The following is a 15,319-nucleotide window of genomic DNA, read 5'->3' as shown; positions in this document are numbered from 1 at the left end:
GGCCGCTCCTAACGCCGGATCGGGAGGCCGAGTGCGCCGGCCGCGATGATGTCGCGCTGGACCTCGTTGGTGCCGCCGCCGAAGGTGAGGATCAGCGACGCCCGGTACATCCGCTCGATCCGGCCGGAGAGCACCGCGCCCGGCTCGCCCTCCCGGATCGTCGCGGCCGGCCCGATCACCTCCATCAGCAGCCGGTACGCCTCGATCGCCAGTTCGGTGCCGTAGACCTTGCCGGCCGACGCCCGGGTTGCCGCCGGGGTGCCGTCGGAGACGCAGGCCCGCCAGTTGAACAGCTTCAGCGCCTCGGTCTTGGCGTGCACCCGGGCCAGGTGCAGGCGCACCCACTCGTGGTCGATGCGGCCGGTGCCGACCGCCCAGTCCCGGACCTCGCGCAGCGCGCGCTGCAGTGGGGCGGCCGAGGTCAGGGCGACCCGCTCGTGGTTGAGCTGGTCGGTGATCAGCCGCCAGCCCTGGTTCTCGGCACCGACCAGGGCGGACGCCGCGACCCGGACGTCGTCGTAGTAGGTGGCGCTGGTGGACGGGCCGGCCACGGTCCGCACCGGCGTCCACGAGAACCCGGGCGCATCGGTCGGGACCATCAGGATCGACAGTCCCTTGTGCCGCGGCGCGTCCGGATCGGTGCGGCAGGCCAGCCAGACGTAGTCGGCGTACTGGATCAGGCTGGTCCACATCTTCTGGCCGTTGATCACCCAGTGGTCGCCGTCGCGGACCGCCCGGGTGCGCAGCGCGGCCAGGTCGGTGCCGGCGCCCGGTTCCGAATAGCCGATCGAGAAGTGCACCTCGCCGGCCTCGATCCGGGGCATGAGCCGATCCCTCTGCTCCACGGTGCCGTGCCGGGCGATCGTCGGGCCGACCGTGTAGAGGGTCAGGAACGGCACCGGCACCCCGGCCAGCGCCGCCTCGTCCGCGAAGATCAGCTGCTCCAGGCGGGACCGGCCGCCGATCGTCAGCCAGCCGTCGCGGCCCAGTCGCCGGACCACCTCACGGTAGGCGGGGCCGTCGCCGTACTCGCCGTCGCCGCTGGTCAGGCCGGCTCGTAACTCGGGGGTCATCAGTGCGGAGAAGTAGTCGCGCAGTGCCGCCCGCAGCTTCTCCTGCTCGGGTGTGTATCCGACGTGCATGGGTCACCCCGATCCCGGTAAGTTAGAACACGTTCTACTCGCTGTCTCGGGAGGGCGTCAATATGGAGGCTTATCTGGCAGGTGCGGTGCGGACCCCGGTCGGCCGCCGGGGCGGCCTCCTCTCCGGGGTCCACCCTGCGGATATGGGGGCCGCGGTGATCAGGGCGGTGGTCGACGGCGTGGATCCGGGAGCCGTCGACGACGTCATTCTCGGGTGTGTCGACACGCTCGGGCCGCAGTCCGGCGACATCGCGCGGACGGCCTGGCTGGCGGCGGGATTTCCAGAACACGTTCCCGGCGTCACGGTCGACCGGCAGTGCGGGTCGTCGCAGCAGGCGGTGCACTTCGCGGCGCAGGCCGTGATGAGCGGGACCGCCGACCTGATCGTGGCCGGGGGAGTGCAGAACATGAGCATGGTCCCGATCGGCAGCGCGATGGCGCCCGCCGGGCCCTATGCCGGCAGCGACGGGTGGGCCGCGCGGTATGGCGAGCAGGAGGTCTCCCAGTTCCGCAGCGCCGACGACATCGCCGCCCGCTGGTCGATCTCGCGGGAGCAGATGGAGGTCTTCGCGCTGACGAGTCACGAGAAGGCGATCAGAGCGATCGACGGTGGGCTCTTCGAGCGCGAGATCCTCGGCGGAGGGGGCGGCGGAGCGGTCTGGGGTGGCGCGGGCGGCGGCCGGGCGGGCGGCGTCGACGAGTGCCCACGCCGCGACACCGGCCCCGAGCGGATGGCCGCGCTGAAGCCACTGCGTGAAGGCGGGATCACCACCGCGGCCATGGCGAGTCAGATCGCCGACGGGGCCGCCGCCCTGCTGGTCGCGAGCGAACGGGCGGTCCGCGACCACGGGCTGCGGCCGCGAGCACGCATCCACCACCTGTCGGCGCGCGGCGACGACCCGGTCCTGATGCTCGGCGCGCCCATCCCGGCGACCGCGCACGCCCTCCGGCGGACCGGCCTGAGCATCGACGACATCGATCGTTTCGAGGTGAACGAGGCGTTCGCCAGTGTCGTCCTGGCGTGGCTGAAGGAGACCGGCGCCGACCCGGCGCGGGTCAACGTGAACGGTGGCGCGATCGCTCTCGGTCATCCGCTCGGTGCGACCGGCGCCCGGCTCATGGTGAGCATGCTGCACGAACTCGAACGGTCCGGCGGACGATACGGCCTGCAGACCATGTGCGAGGGCGGCGGCCAGGCCAACGTGACCATCATCGAACGGCTGTGAGCCGCCCCAGCCCGTCATCCGCCTCCTTCATGATCCGCGCGATCAGTTCGGCGCACGACGGCAGGTCGTCGATCACCCCGGCGACCTGGCCGGCCGACATCACCCCGAACTCCGGGCGGCCCTCCACCATCGCCGTGCGCAACAGCACCGGCGTGCCCGCGGCCATCAGCGTCTGCGCCCAGCTCAGCTCACGCCCGTGCCGCGCCGCACGCCCGGCCCGCACCAGTTGCGGCCACGTCATCCCGGCGAGACGCCGGAACGCGACGGCATGCCGGACCGACCTGACCAGCGCACTCACCCGTCCCGAACTTTCCAGGCCCCGGATGTACGCGGTACGCAGCACCCGGTGCGGCACCCCGTCCACCCGCGTGGTGACGACGGTGCCGGTCACGTCCGCATCGAGGTAGAGCTGCTTGACCCGCGGCCCGACCGGGCTGTCCGAGGTGAGCAGGAACCTCGTGCCCATGGCGACCCCGGCCGCACCGTAGGAGAGCGCCGCCAGCAGTCCCCGCCCGTCGAAGAACCCGCCGGCCGCCACCACCGGGATGTCGACGGCGTCCACCACCTGCGGCAGTAGCAGCGTCGTCGGGACCGGCCCGGTGTGCCCACCACCCTCGCCGCCCTGCACCAGCACGGCGTCCACCCCCCAGGCCGCGACCTTCTCGGCGTGCCGGCGCGCGCCCACCGACGGCATGGTCAGCACCCCGCCGTCGGTGCAGCGGCGGATCAGATCACGGTCCGGCGCGAGTGCGAAGGAGGCGAGCCTCACCCGCTCACGGATCAGCAGGTCGATGCGTTCGGCGGCGTCGGGGGCGTCGGCCCGTACATTGACGCCGAAGGGACGACCGGTGTTGCCCTTGATCTCCCTGATCGTGGCGCGGAGCTGGTCGAGACCCATGGTCGCGGAGGCTACGATGCCGAAACCGCCGGCCTCCGCCACCGCCGACACGAGTCCGGCCCCGGCGACGTAACCCATGCCGGTCTGCACGATCGGATGCCGGCAGCCGAGCAACTCGGTCAGCGCCGTCCTCACCGGACCTCCCGCTCCCGCAGGCCGTCCGGGTCGAGGTGCTCCCGGATGAGCCGCCGCTCCTCGCCGGTGGGCTCACGGGTCTGCGGCACCTGATCCGGAACGGTCAGGGCGAAACCGGTGGCCGCCACCACGTCGTCGACGGTGACACCCGGATGCACCGACCGCAGCCGCATCGACCGGTCCGGGCCGGCGAAGTCGAGGACCGCCAGGTTCGTGACGACCAGCCGGATCTCGTACGCGCCGCGATCATGCCCGACCCCGGAGACCATGTCGACGTGCTCGACGAACACCCGTGGCGAATGCCGGGGCACCCAGTAGCTGACCGGGTGGTTGACCGTGTTGCCCGGCGCGCCGCGCACGCACAGCAGCTGCGACGCCGGCCGCTCCCAGGGGCCGACACAGGAGATGTTCTGATTGCCGAACCGGTCCAGCTGGCCGGCGCCCATCATGACGTGCCGGGTGCCGGCCGCGACGATCGAGAAGACCTGGCGGTACGGCAGCCAGCCCTCCGGCCGCCCGTCCCGCAGCAGGGTCGCCTCACCGTCGGTGACCAGCAGCTCCGGGGCGAACGTGAGCTGCGCCAGACGGGCACCCAGACCCGGGATCAGGCCGGCGGAACTCGCCAGCACCGCCCCGTCGCCGCGCCATGCCTCGGCACACGCCACCACACACGTCTCGGCGCGGGTCACCGTCGTACCGCCTTCTGGTAGTCGTTCTCGTCGCCGTCCAGATAGCGGGCGCGGAACGTCTCCCAGCCGGTCGTCGCGTACTCCTTCTGGAACGCCTCGTCCCGGCCGTAGTCGGGCACGCAGCTGGTGAAATGGGCCCCGTTCGGCGTCTCCGTCACACCGTCGACCATCGACCGGTTGACCAGCAGGCCCTGCGGTGGCCCACCGGTGTGCAGGTCGTCGGTCCCGACGACCTGCTCGCAAGAAAGGAACCGCTTCTTCGCCGCCAGGCAGAACAGGTCGTCGAAGTACGGGTCGGGGCCCAGATAACGGCCGTTGCCGGTGGCGTCCGCCCGATTCAGGTGCAGGAACGCGACGTCCAGAGTGATCGCCGGCATCGCGACGAGTTCGGTGGCGTCGGCGTAGGGGGAGCGGATCGTCGTCAGCCCCGGATTGACACGCATGACATCGGAGCCGAGACCCGCCCGGATCGGCAGGAACGGCAGCCGGTTCGCGGCCGCCAGCAGGCCCCAGTACAGCATTCCCTCGTCGTATTCGGTCAGCTCGACGGTGCCGGCGCTGCGGGCGGCCCGGAAGTGCGGTTCGAGCGGAATGCTGTCGAGGGACACGAAACCGGTGACGACTCTGCGTACGCAACCCGCGGCCACCAGCAGCCCCACGTCCGGGCCGCCGTAACCGACGATCGTCAGGTCCTTGCGGCCGGCCCTCAGCAGCGCGCGGACCATCGCCATCGGCTTACGCCGGGATCCCCAGCCGCCGATCCCGATCGTCATCCCGTCCCGGACCTCACCGACCGCGTCGTCGATGCTGACGAGCTTGTCCACTCCGCTCACCGGCCCTCCCTTTCGTCGTCCGGCTTCCCTCGTCGGGCTTCCTCGGCCGCGCTCACCGGCCGCGCTCATCGGCCGTCCAGGAATCGTTGGCGGGCCCGATCGCCGGCGCCGTTCAGATTGAGTTCGAAGGTGAAGCCCTGCTCGAACCGGTAGGAGCGCTTCACGTCGATCGGGTCGATCCCGTTCAGCGACTCCTTCGCCCGGCGGATGACCAGCGGATCCTTCGCCGCGATCTCCTCGGCGACCCGGCGGGCGGCCCGGCGCAGCCCGGCCACCGGCACCACCTCCAGCACCGTCCCGAACCGGTGCAACTCCCACGCCGTCACCGGCCGGCAGGTGTAGACCATCGTCCGCATCAGCTGGTGCGGAACGAGCCGGGCCAGATGGGTCGCCGCACCCAGCGCGCCCCGGTCCACCTCGGGCAATCCGAACGTGGCGTCGTCGGCGGCCACCACCAGATCGGCGTTGCCGGCCAGGCCCACCCCGCCACCGAGGCAAAACCCCTGCACGGCGGCGATCACCGGAACCGGGCAGTCGTAGACGGCCGCGAACGCCGCCGCGCAGCCCCGGTTGGCGGCCAGCAGCGCGTCATGGCCCGAGGTCCGCTGCATCTCCTTGATGTCCACGCCCGCGCAGAACCCGCGACCCTCAGCCGCCAGCACCACCACCCGGGTCCGCTCATCGGCCCCGGCCGCGATGACCGCGTCGGCGAGGGCGTGCCAACCGGCCGCCGGAAGCGCGTTGACCGGCGGAAAATCCACGATCACCTCGGCGACCGCGCCTCTGTGCAGCTCAATCCCCACGGCGGTCAGGCTAACCTAGCGCTTGCTTGGGTGGCTAGCATCGACATCCATGGACCCCCTCGACTTCACCGGCCGCGCCGTGGTGGTCACCGGCGGCACCCGCGGCATCGGAGCGGCGATCGCCGCCGCCTTCCAGGCCGCCGGTGCCGACGTCCTGATCTGCGGCCGCACCCCACCGGACCCGGCACCCCCGCCCGTTACGCCCACGACCCCGTCCGCCTGCTCAGTCCCTCCGGTCTCCGCCGGGCCTTCGGCTTCCGGGCCTTCGGCTTCCACTCCTTCGGCTTCCGGGCCTTCGGCTTCCGCTTCGCGCCTGCCGGTGTTCTTCCAGGCCGATGTGCGTGATCCGGCGCAGGCCGCAGCCTTGATCAATGCGGCGATCGATCGTTTCGGGCGCATAGATGTGCTGGTCAACAACGCGGGCGGGAGCCCGGAGGTGCCCGCCGGCTCGGCCTCGCCCCGGCTGCACGCGAAGATCATCGAACTCAACCTGATCGCTCCGCTGCATGTCGCGCAGGCCGCCAACGCGGTCATGCGGGAGCAGAGCACCGGCGGTGTGATTCTCATGATCGGCAGCGTCAGCGGCACTCGGCCGTCACCCGGAACCGCCGCCTACGGCGCGGCCAAAGCCGGCCTTCACCACCTCGCCACCAGCCTGGCGGCCGAGTGGGCTCCGAGAGTCCGCGTCAACACCCTGGTGGTCGGCCCAGTGGAGGCCGCCCCGATTTCCGGACCCGCGCTTTCCGGACCCGCGCCTACAGGGTTGGCATCTTCTGGCTCGGCGTCTTCCGGGGCCGAGCTTTCTGCGCCCAGGGCTTCCGGACCTGTGACTTCCGGACCTGCGACTTCCGGACCTGCGACTTCCGGACCTGCGGCCTCCGGGTCCGCGGGTTCCGGGCCTGCAGCGCGCGGCGCACACGGTGGTCGCGCCGGTGTGGGGGGTCCGGCGGCGTCGACGGTGGCCAGGACCGTGCCGATGGGGCGCCCCGCCGCCGCCGGGGAGGTGGCGAGTGCCTGCCTGCTGCTCGCGTCACCGCTGGCCGGCTACATCAGCGGTGCCTCGCTCGCGGTGCACGGAGGCGGCGAGTGGCCGGCGTATCTGGCGGACCTCCGGGACACGGCGTACCGTGCCGAGAAATAGAACCTGTTTCAATTCGCGCGCCCGGAGGTCGGCATGGTGCTCTCGATCAAGGCCAAACGCGACGAGGTCGGCCTGGCCGGCGGGGAACTGCTGATCGCCGGCGACTGGCGACCCGCCGCCGACAGCCGGACCTGGAGCCATCTGCACCCGGCGACCGCCGAGGAGGTCGGCACGTTCGCCGTCGCCACGGCGTCCGACGTGGACGCGGCGGTACGCGCCGCCCGCGCCGCCTTCGACGAGGGCCCGTGGCCGCGTACCCGGGCGAAGGAGAGGATCCGGGTGCTGCGCCGCATCGCCGACGCCATCCGGGCGAACGCCGCGGAGCTGCAGACCCTGGTCGCCCTGGACAACGGGGTGCCGGTCAGTTTCGGTGAGACGTACGCGATGTCGGTCGAGTGTGTTGCCGACGTCTTCGAGCACCATGCCGGCTGGGTGGACAAGCTGGCCGGCGAGACGCTGCCCGCCTATCAGGGCGGCGAGCACATGGTGCTCACCCTGCGCGAACCGGTCGGCGTGGTCGCCGCGGTCATCCCGTGGAACGGTCCACTGCTGCTGGCCGCCCAGAAGCTCGCGCCCGCCCTGGCCGCCGGCTGCACCGTGGTGCTGAAGCCGTCCGAGTATGCGACGTTCTCCGCGCTGCGCCTGGCCCGCATCGTCGAGGAGGCGGGCCTGCCGCCGGGCGTCCTGAACGTGGTCACCGGCCCCGGCGACACCACCGGCGACGCCCTGATCAACCACCCGCAGGTCGACAAGATCACCTTCACCGGCAGCCGGGGGGTGGGCCGTAAGGTGCTGGCCGCCGCCGCCAACGGCATCAAGCGCACCAGCCTGGAGCTGGGTGGCAAGAGCCCGTCGCTGGTCTTCCCGGACGCCGATGTGTACGCCGCGGCCGCCACCACCATGGGCACGGTGACGATGGGCCTCTCCGGTCAGGCGTGTGTCGCGCACACCCGGGCCCTGGTGCACCGGGACGTCTACGACGAGTTCCTGGCCATCGCGGAGGCGATGGCCGCCCTGGTCACCTACGGCGACCCGTTCCACCCGGAGACCACCGCGTCCCCGCTGATCAACGAACGCCAGCTGAACCGGGTCCTCGGCTACATCGAGAGCGGCCGCGCCGAGGGCGCCCGCCTGGTGACCGGCGGTGGCCGCCCCGACGGGGAGCTGGCGGCCGGCAACTTCGTCCAGCCGACCCTGTTCGCGGACGTCTCCAACGACGCCACCATCGCCCGTGAGGAGATCTTCGGCCCGGTCCTGGCGGTGGTCCCGTTCACCGAGGAGGAGGAGGCGCTGCGCCTGGCGAACGACACCACGTACGGCCTGGCGGCCACGGTCTGGACCGCCGACGTGAAGCGGGCCTTCCGTCTGACGAAGTCACTGCGGGCCGGAACCGTCGGCATCAACGGCTACCAGTTGGAGCCGCACGTGGCGTTCGGCGGGTACGGCCAGTCCGGCCTGAATCGGGAGGGCGGCCGTAGTTCGATCGAGGCCTACACCGAGCTGAAGACCGTGCTGATCCCGACCACCGAGGAGATGATGTAGCAAGCCCCGCCGGGCGATGTGCAGCGCCGTCCTCAGGTTCGGGCGGTTCACGCCGATTGCTGAACGGTCGGCGTTCACGATAGGCTTCCTTTCCTAGACGTGAACCGTCTAGGAAAGGGGCTCGGATGAACCTGCAACAGGCTGCCTGGCGCGCCCGGACGTTGCCGCCGGTGGAGAAGCTGGCCGGTGGGCTGGTGTCGGTTCCGGTGCCGATTCCGAACAATCCTCTGCGGTACACCCTCTGCTACCTGGTGCCCGGCGACGACGGGCTGGTCGTCGTCGACCCGGGGTGGGAGAGCGACACCGGCTGGCAGGCGCTGACCGCCGGGCTCGCCGAGGCCGGAGCCACCGCCGCCGACGTGACCGGCGTCGTGCTCACCCACGTGCACCCGGACCACCACGGCCTGACCGCACGACTGCGGGACGCCTCCGGCGCGTGGGTGGCGATGCACCCGGCCGAGCACGCGACGATGCTGCGCGACCGGGACACCGAGCCGAGCGCGGCGCTGGCCGGCTGGATGCGGCAGCTGCACGTACCGGCCGAGGAGATCGACGGCCTGATCGGGAAGTTCGGGGCGGCGGTCGATCTGCATTTCGCGCCGCTGGCCGACGCCGACGTGATGCTCGACGACGGCGACCTGGTGCCGTTGGCGGGCCGGCGGCTGCGGGCGGTGTGGACACCCGGCCACACCCCGGGCCACCTGTGCCTGCTGGAGCCGGACGCGCAGGTGCTGCTCACCGGCGACCACGTGCTGCCGCGGATCAGCCCCAACATCGGCCTCCAGCTGAGCGGGGAGGACCCGCTCGGCCTCTACCTGGAGTCGCTGGAGAAGGTCGCCGCCTACGACGAGTACGAGGCGCTGCCCGGCCACGAGTACCGCTTCCGCGGCATCGCGGCCCGCGCCGCCGAGCTGGACACCCATCACCGCGAGCGGTGCCGGGAGATCCTGGAGACCGTGGAACGCCTCGGGCCGGCCACCATCTGGCAGGTGGCGTCCCAGCTGACCTGGTCGCGCCCGTGGGACCAGATCGGCCCGATGCTGGTCGGCGCCGTCGCCGAGACCGCCGCCCACGTCGAGCTGCTGATCCGCACCGGCACCCTGACCCGCGACGGCGACCGCCTCCGCGCCGGAGCCCTGGCCGGCGGCCGCTGACGGCCTACGGCGTGGTCACCGAGGCCAGGACGAAGTCGACGAGTTCTTCGGCGTAGCGGTCGGCGGAGGCGGCCACCTTGGCGCGGGAGCGGAACGGTGTGGTCAGCGCGTGGTTGAGGGCGCCCCCGCTGATCGTGTTGAGCAGCAGGGTGACGCTGATGTCGCGGCGCAGCTGGCCGCGGTCGATGCCACGATGGACGATGGCCCGCGCCGCCGCGGCCTGCGACTGGAGGAACCGGTCCAGGTGTTCCTGGCCGGCCGGGATGCTCTCCGCCTCCAGCATCAGCCGCAGGACCGCGCCGCCGGCCTCGTCGAGGAACGCGTGCAGCACCTGGCGGGCCAGGGCGACCAGGTCGTCGCGGAGGCTGCCGGTGTCGATGTCGCGGACGCCGGACAGCCGGGACGCGAACACCGCGACGAGCAGTGCCTCCTTGTTGGGCCAGCGCAGGTAGATGGAGGCCTTGCCGACACCGGCCCGGCGGGCGACGGCGTCGACCGAGAACCGTGCCCAGCCCTCGGTGCCGAAGACCTCGGCCGCGGCCCGGGTGATCCGTTCGTCGACCTCGGGATCGCGGGGCCGGCCCACCGTCGCACCTACTGACATGCGCCCTCCCACCCCCGATCCGGCCGGCGGTCAGTCTATGCGCCGCCGGGCCCGCGCGGTCAGCCCAGCAGCCGGCGATGGTCCCAGCTGGTGACCCGGACCGGCTCGACCAGGTAGGCGGTGCGCTTGGGGGCGGCGTGGGCGACGTACGCGTCCAGGGCGTCGGCGGGAACGTCCGGCATCCGGGCCGCGATGAGCCGTCCCACCCCGGTCACCCCGGGCAGGTCGCTGATCGTGGTGGCCGTGCCGTTGACCTGTACGCCACGAAGCGCGAAGTAGTCCTCGCCGTCCTCGACGAGACACGTCAGGCGCGGGTCGCGGGTCAGGTTGCGGGCCTTCTGCGAGGCCCGGTAGGTCCAGAACGCGATCCGGCCGCCGGCCGGCGCGAAGAACATGGTCACCAGATGCGGCGTGCCGTCCGGGTTGATCGTCGCTATCTGCACCTTGCGCCGGTACGCCAGGAGCGCCCCCACCTCGTCATCGGTCATCCGGACCGCGTCCCGCTGCTTCACGGGTCCTCCCTCGCCGATCGTGTGAGGCCGTGCCGGGACGGCAGATCGCGGCTATTCACCGAACGTGGCCGCGGCCAACGGCAGCGTCTCCTCGCAGACGAAGCCGGGGCGCGGTGGATCGTCGGCGAACTCCGTGCTCAGGGCGGCGTCGAGTTCGGCGGCGGTCCACTGCCCGGTGGCCGCGTGGAAGACGGCCCGCACCGTGGGTGGCCCGAGCACCGCCACGACGTCGCCGTGCACCACGAACACCTCGCCGGTGATCCGCTCGCCGGACGGCCCGGCCAGGTGCACGACCAGCGGCGCGACCCGTTCCGGGGCCATCGGGTCGGGCCCGTCCGGAGCAGGTCCCATCAACTGGCCGGTCATGGAGGTTCTTGCGCGCGGACAGATCGCGTTCGCCCGTACCCCGTGTTTGAAGGAACCTCGGGCGGTGGCGAGGGTGAGCGAGACGATCCCGCCCTTGGCCGCCGCGTAGTTGGGCTGGCCGGCCGAGCCGAGCAGGAACGCCTCGGACGCGGTGTTGACGATCCGGGCGTAACCGGGGCGGCCGGTCGCCTTGGCCCGCTCCCGCCACCAGGCGGTGGCGAACCGGGTGGTCACGAAGTGACCGCGCAGGTGGACCCGGATGACGGTGTCCCATTCCTGTTCGGACATCGAGAAGATCATCCGGTCGCGCAGCACGCCGGCGTTGTTGACCAGCACGTCCAGCCCGCCGAAGGTGTCGACGGCCGTCCTGACAAGCGCTTCGCCGGTCGCCCAGTCGGCGACGTCGCCGGGGCGGGCGACCGCCTCGCCGCCGTCGGCCCGGATCTGCTCGACGACCGCGTCGAGAGCGTCCCCGGGCAGGTCGTTGAGGATCAGCCGGGCGCCGGCCGCCGCGAGTGCGCGGGCTTCGGCGGCGCCGAGCCCCTGCCCGGCCCCGGTGACGACGGCGACGCGCCCGTCGAGCGACCGTCCGGGGGCCGCGGCCGGGGGAGGGGAGCCGTGGATCGCCGCCATCTCAGTACCCCGGTCCGCTGAGCAGGCCGCCGTCGGCGAGGAACTCGGCGCCGGTGGTGTAGGACGATTCGTCGGAGGCCAGGAAGGCGACCAGCCGGGAGATCTCCACCGGCTCGGCGAACCGGGCGATCGGCAGGCCCTTGAGGAACCCGCTGCCGTCTACGCCGGTCATCGTCTGTGCGGCGGCGAGCGCCATCGACGTCATCACGCCGCCCGGGTGCACCGAGTTGACCCGGATGCCGACCGGCCCCAACTCCTGCGCGGCCGACCTGGTGAGGCCGCGGACGCCGAACTTGCTGGCGCTGTACGCCGACAGCCCGGACGCGCCGGCGAACCCCTCGATCGACGAGATGTTCACGATCGACCCGCCGCCCGCGCCGATCATCGCCGGCACGACCTGGCGGATCCCGAGCCACGTGCCGACCAGGTTGACCTCGATGACCTCCCGGAACGCGGCCGGGTCCATCTCGGCGACCGGCGCGTGCCGCAGGATGCCGGCGTTGTTGACGAGCACGTCGACCTGCCCGAACGCGTCGATCGTCGCGTCGACCGCGGCCGCCCAGTCGTCCGCGCTGGTCACGTCGTGGTGCACGTACCGGCAGAGGTCCGCGCCGAGTTTCCCGGCGACCGCCCGCCCCTTCTCGTCGAGCACGTCGCCGATCACGACGCGCGCCCCCTCGGCGGCGAAGTGCCGGGCGTGGGCCTTGCCCATGCCCCGCGCGCCGCCGGTGATCAGCGCAACCTTGCCGTCCAGCCGCCCCATCGCGTCCTCCCGGGTGCACCCTCGTCCGGTCGGCTCGGGGCCGCGGACAGGCGCTTACCAAGCGCTTGCTTGGGAGGCTACGCGCGGATGCCGTCGAAAAGAAGGCGGAGAAGTCCGTCGATGATCTGATCGGTGCTCCAGGTCGCCGAGGAGCGCCACGAGGTGGGCAGCCAGAGGATGTCGCGCAGCAGCCGGTACGTGAGCCGGGTGTCCAGGTCGGCCCGGAACTGCCCGGTCTCCCGGCCGCGTTCGAGCTGCTCGATCCAGGTCTGCTCGATCTCCTTCATGGCGGTGCGCAGGTAGGCGAACCGGGGCTGTCCGCTGAAGTAGTTCCAGTCGTTCTGGAGCATGGTCAGCGCCGCCCGGTGCCGGCTCAGGTTGGCGGTGCTCGACCGGACGATCTGCTCGATCGCCGTTCGCGGGTCGTCGGTGTCCCGGACCGCCTCCCGGTAACCGGCCAGGACGTCCTCCAGGAAGGCGCTGAGGATCTCGTCGCCGATCGACTCCTTGGAGTCGAAGTGGTGGTAGAGACTGCCGGAGAGGATCCCGGCGGCGTCGGCGATCTCCCGCACCGTCGTCGCGCGGAACCCCTTCTCGGCGAAGAGGTCGCCGGCCAGCCGGACGAGATGCGCGCGCCGCTCGGACGGGCTCTTGGATTGCGTCACCGGCCGATTATCGCCCTTGACCGAACGCTTGCTTGGTACCAGGCTCGTGGTTAGCGTAGAACGCGTTCTAATTTTCGAGGGGGTGCCGGGATGCGCGCGGCGGTTCTGCACACGATCGGGGACGAGAAACTCGACATTCGTGACGACGTGACGGTCCTCGGCCCCGGGCCGGGCGAGGTGCGCCTGCGGGTCCGCGCCGCCGGCGTCTGTCACTCCGACCTGTCCGCCCTGCGGGGCGCCCTGCCCCAGCCGGTGCCCGCGGTCCTCGGCCACGAGGCGGCCGGCGACGTCATCGAGGTCGGCGACGGCGTCGACGACCTCGCCCCCGGCGACCGGGTCGCGGTCAACTGGCTGCCCGCCTGCGGCGTCTGCACCCACTGCCGCCGCGGCGAGGACCACCTGTGCATGACCCACGTGATGGCCGGCTACGTCATCCCCCGATTCGCCGCCGGTGACCTCCAGATCTTCGGGATGGCCGGATGCGGCTCGTTCGCCGAGGAGATGGTGGTGCCCCGGGCCGGCGCCGTGAAGATCGACGACGACGTGCCGTACGAGGTGGCCGCCCTGGTCGGCTGCGGCGTCACCACCGGCGTCGGCGCGGTGATCAACACGGCCCGGGTGCGGCCCGGAGACAGCGTCGTCGTGATCGGCTGCGGCGGCGTGGGCATCGCCGCCATCCAGGGCGCCCGGCTCGCCGGAGCCGCGCACATCATGGCCGTCGACACGGTGCCCGCCCGGCACGAGGCGGCCCGCCGGTTCGGCGCCACCCACACCGCCACCCCCGACGAACTGGGCGACCTCCAGGCCGAGGTGATGCCGGAGGGCTTCGACCACGCCTTCGACGTGGTCGCCGTGCCCCAGACGCTGCGCACCGCGTGGAGCGCCACCCGCCGCGGCGGCCAGGTCGTCGTCGTCGGTGCCGGGCGCGCCGAGGACACCGTCGAGTTCAGCCCGTTCGAGCTGCTCTTCGAGGGCAAGACGATTATCGGTTCGCTGTACGGCTCGGCCGACCCGCACCGCGACTTCCCCCGCCTGCTGGCCCTGTGGCGCGCCGGCCGCCTGGACATCGACGGCATGATCAGCCGGCGGCTGCGCCTCGACCAGGCCGGTGACGCGCTCGCGGCCCTCGGCAGCGGCGACGTCATCCGCCAAGTCATCATCAACGACTGATGCGCCTCGGGATCCAGCTCGGCTACAGCGGCGAGGGGTTCGCCGACGCGGTCGACGAGGTGGTCGAGTTCGAGGAGGCCGGCGCGGACCTGGTCGTCGTCCCGGAGGCGTACAGCTTCGACGCCGTCAGCCAACTGGGCTACCTGGCCGCCCGTACGCGTGGCATGGATCTGGCGTCCGGTGTGATGCAGCTCTACACTCGCACTCCAACGCTGACCGCGATGACCGCCGCCGGACTCGACTACGTGTCCGGCGGCCGGTTCAACCTGGGCCTCGGCGCGTCCGGCCCCCAGGTCATCGAAGGGTTCCACGGCGTGCGATATGACGCCCCGGTCGCCCGGACCCGCGAGATCGTCGAGATCTGCCGCCGCGTCTGGCGCCGCGAGAACCTCACCTTCGACGGCACCCACTACCGGATCCCGCTCCCCGGTGACTACGCCAAACCCCTGAAGATCATCAATCATCCGGTACGGCCACGCGTCCCGATCCTGCTGGCCGCGATGGGCCCCCGGAACGTGGCGCTGGCCGCCGAGATCGCCGAGGGATGGCAGGCACTCTGGCTCGACCCGAGATCCGCCGACCGGGTCTTCGGCGAGTCGCTGGCCGACGGACGGTCCCGGCGCGACCCCGCACTGGGACCGCTGGACGTGAGCGTGCCCGTACCGTTCGCCGTCGGTGATCCGGACCCCGACCTGCTCGTGCGGCACCGCGCCCAGCTCGCGCTCTACCTCGGCGGCATGGGCGCCCGCGGCCGCAACTTCTCCAACGACCTGGTCCGCCGCTACGGGTACGGCGAGGAGGCCACCCGCATCCAGGACCTCTACCTGTCCGGCCGGCGCGCCGAGGCGATCGCCGCCGTCCCCGGCGACCTGGTCACCGCGACGTCCCTGGTCGGCCGCCCCGACGACCTCCGGCGTGGCCTGGACGCCCTCGCCGCCGCCGGCGTCACCACCCTGCTGGCGTCCCCGCTGGCCACCACCCGCGCCGAGCGGGTGAAACAGGTCGCCGCACTTCGCGCTCTCCTCCCGTGATTCCCCCGCTAC

General features: G+C 72.0%; 15 protein-coding genes and 2 pseudogenes. 7 read left to right on the top strand and 10 right to left on the bottom strand.

The window, feature by feature from the left end; all coding sequences use genetic code 11:
* Positions 1 to 8: 8 nt before the first annotated feature.
* Positions 9 to 1,142 (bottom strand): acyl-CoA dehydrogenase family protein, encoded by a 1,134-nt coding sequence (locus BC793_RS13170; RefSeq protein WP_109592753.1) that lies wholly within the window; start codon positions 1,140 to 1,142, stop codon positions 9 to 11.
* Between the two features lie 62 nt (positions 1,143 to 1,204).
* Between BC793_RS13170 and BC793_RS13165 the strand changes: the two genes are divergently transcribed.
* Entirely contained in the window at positions 1,205 to 2,368 is a 1,164-nt protein-coding gene (locus tag BC793_RS13165; protein ID WP_109592751.1) for an acetyl-CoA C-acetyltransferase, read from the top strand.
* Here BC793_RS13165 and BC793_RS13160 read toward each other — a convergent pair.
* The 4 genes from BC793_RS13160 to BC793_RS13145 form a co-directional block, all read right to left on the bottom strand.
* Positions 2,352 to 3,401, bottom strand: coding sequence for an NAD(P)H-dependent flavin oxidoreductase (locus tag BC793_RS13160; RefSeq protein ID WP_109592749.1), 1,050 nt, complete (start codon positions 3,399 to 3,401; stop codon positions 2,352 to 2,354). The genes BC793_RS13165 and BC793_RS13160 overlap by 17 nt on opposite strands.
* Positions 3,398 to 4,090 carry a CoA-transferase subunit beta gene (locus BC793_RS13155; RefSeq protein WP_109592747.1) on the bottom strand — a complete coding sequence of 231 codons (693 nt, stop codon included), beginning with the start codon at positions 4,088 to 4,090 and terminating at the stop codon, positions 3,398 to 3,400. The genes BC793_RS13160 and BC793_RS13155 overlap by 4 nt, the downstream gene beginning before the upstream one ends.
* Positions 4,087 to 4,914 carry a CoA transferase subunit A gene (locus BC793_RS13150; protein ID WP_275416172.1) on the bottom strand — a complete coding sequence of 276 codons (828 nt, stop codon included), beginning with the start codon at positions 4,912 to 4,914 and terminating at the stop codon, positions 4,087 to 4,089. The genes BC793_RS13155 and BC793_RS13150 overlap by 4 nt, the downstream gene beginning before the upstream one ends.
* Before the next feature lie 74 nt (positions 4,915 to 4,988).
* The gene (locus BC793_RS13145) at positions 4,989 to 5,726 is read right to left on the bottom strand and encodes an enoyl-CoA hydratase family protein (protein ID WP_109592743.1); all 738 of its coding nucleotides are present in this window, start codon (positions 5,724 to 5,726) and stop codon (positions 4,989 to 4,991) included.
* Between the two features lie 49 nt (positions 5,727 to 5,775).
* Between BC793_RS13145 and BC793_RS13140 the strand changes: the two are divergent.
* From BC793_RS13140 to BC793_RS13130, 4 genes and pseudogenes are all read left to right on the top strand, one after another.
* Positions 5,776 to 6,492: pseudogene (locus BC793_RS13140) on the top strand (SDR family NAD(P)-dependent oxidoreductase); the annotation flags it as partial.
* 174 nt (positions 6,493 to 6,666) lie between these two features.
* Positions 6,667 to 6,867, top strand: a pseudogene (locus BC793_RS52795) (SDR family oxidoreductase); the annotation flags it as partial.
* Between the two features lie 33 nt (positions 6,868 to 6,900).
* The gene (locus BC793_RS13135; protein WP_109592741.1) at positions 6,901 to 8,409 is read left to right on the top strand and encodes an aldehyde dehydrogenase family protein; all 1,509 of its coding nucleotides are present in this window, start codon (positions 6,901 to 6,903) and stop codon (positions 8,407 to 8,409) included.
* A 125-nt stretch (positions 8,410 to 8,534) separates the two neighbouring features.
* Positions 8,535 to 9,563, top strand: a complete 1,029-nt coding sequence (locus BC793_RS13130) for an MBL fold metallo-hydrolase (protein ID WP_170167232.1) — start codon at positions 8,535 to 8,537, stop codon at positions 9,561 to 9,563.
* 4 nt (positions 9,564 to 9,567) lie between these two features.
* Here BC793_RS13130 and BC793_RS13125 read toward each other — a convergent pair whose 3' ends face one another.
* The 5 genes from BC793_RS13125 to BC793_RS13105 all read right to left on the bottom strand — a co-directional run bounded on the left by BC793_RS13125 (position 9,568) and on the right by BC793_RS13105 (position 13,106).
* Entirely contained in the window at positions 9,568 to 10,167 is a 600-nt protein-coding gene (locus BC793_RS13125) for a TetR/AcrR family transcriptional regulator (protein ID WP_109592739.1), read from the bottom strand.
* 59 nt (positions 10,168 to 10,226) lie between these two features.
* Positions 10,227 to 10,679 carry a pyridoxamine 5'-phosphate oxidase family protein gene (locus BC793_RS13120; RefSeq protein WP_373871218.1) on the bottom strand — a complete coding sequence of 151 codons (453 nt, stop codon included), beginning with the start codon at positions 10,677 to 10,679 and terminating at the stop codon, positions 10,227 to 10,229.
* Between the two features lie 51 nt (positions 10,680 to 10,730).
* Entirely contained in the window at positions 10,731 to 11,678 is a 948-nt protein-coding gene (locus tag BC793_RS13115; protein ID WP_109592737.1) for an SDR family NAD(P)-dependent oxidoreductase, read from the bottom strand.
* A 1-nt stretch (position 11,679) separates the two neighbouring features.
* A complete protein-coding gene (locus BC793_RS13110) occupies positions 11,680 to 12,441 on the bottom strand; it encodes an SDR family NAD(P)-dependent oxidoreductase (RefSeq protein ID WP_109592735.1) in 762 nt (253 codons plus the stop codon).
* Between the two features lie 77 nt (positions 12,442 to 12,518).
* Positions 12,519 to 13,106 (bottom strand): TetR/AcrR family transcriptional regulator, encoded by a 588-nt coding sequence (locus BC793_RS13105; protein WP_109592733.1) that lies wholly within the window; start codon positions 13,104 to 13,106, stop codon positions 12,519 to 12,521.
* Between the two features lie 90 nt (positions 13,107 to 13,196).
* On the opposite strand from BC793_RS13105, the gene BC793_RS13100 reads away from it, so the two are divergent.
* Both BC793_RS13100 and BC793_RS13095 read left to right on the top strand, forming a co-directional pair.
* Positions 13,197 to 14,276, top strand: a complete 1,080-nt coding sequence (locus BC793_RS13100; RefSeq protein ID WP_109592731.1) for an alcohol dehydrogenase catalytic domain-containing protein — start codon at positions 13,197 to 13,199, stop codon at positions 14,274 to 14,276.
* Positions 14,276 to 15,307 carry an LLM class F420-dependent oxidoreductase gene (locus BC793_RS13095; protein ID WP_109592729.1) on the top strand — a complete coding sequence of 344 codons (1,032 nt, stop codon included), beginning with the start codon at positions 14,276 to 14,278 and terminating at the stop codon, positions 15,305 to 15,307. The genes BC793_RS13100 and BC793_RS13095 overlap by 1 nt, the downstream gene beginning before the upstream one ends.
* The last annotated feature ends 12 nt before the right edge of the window (positions 15,308 to 15,319 follow it).

Source organism: Actinoplanes xinjiangensis (genome assembly GCF_003148685.1).
Classification (GTDB): Bacteria; Actinomycetota; Actinomycetes; order Mycobacteriales; family Micromonosporaceae; genus Actinoplanes; species Actinoplanes xinjiangensis.
The sequence above is the reverse complement of the archived record's forward strand: the minus strand, read 5'-3'. Positions and strand labels throughout refer to the sequence as shown.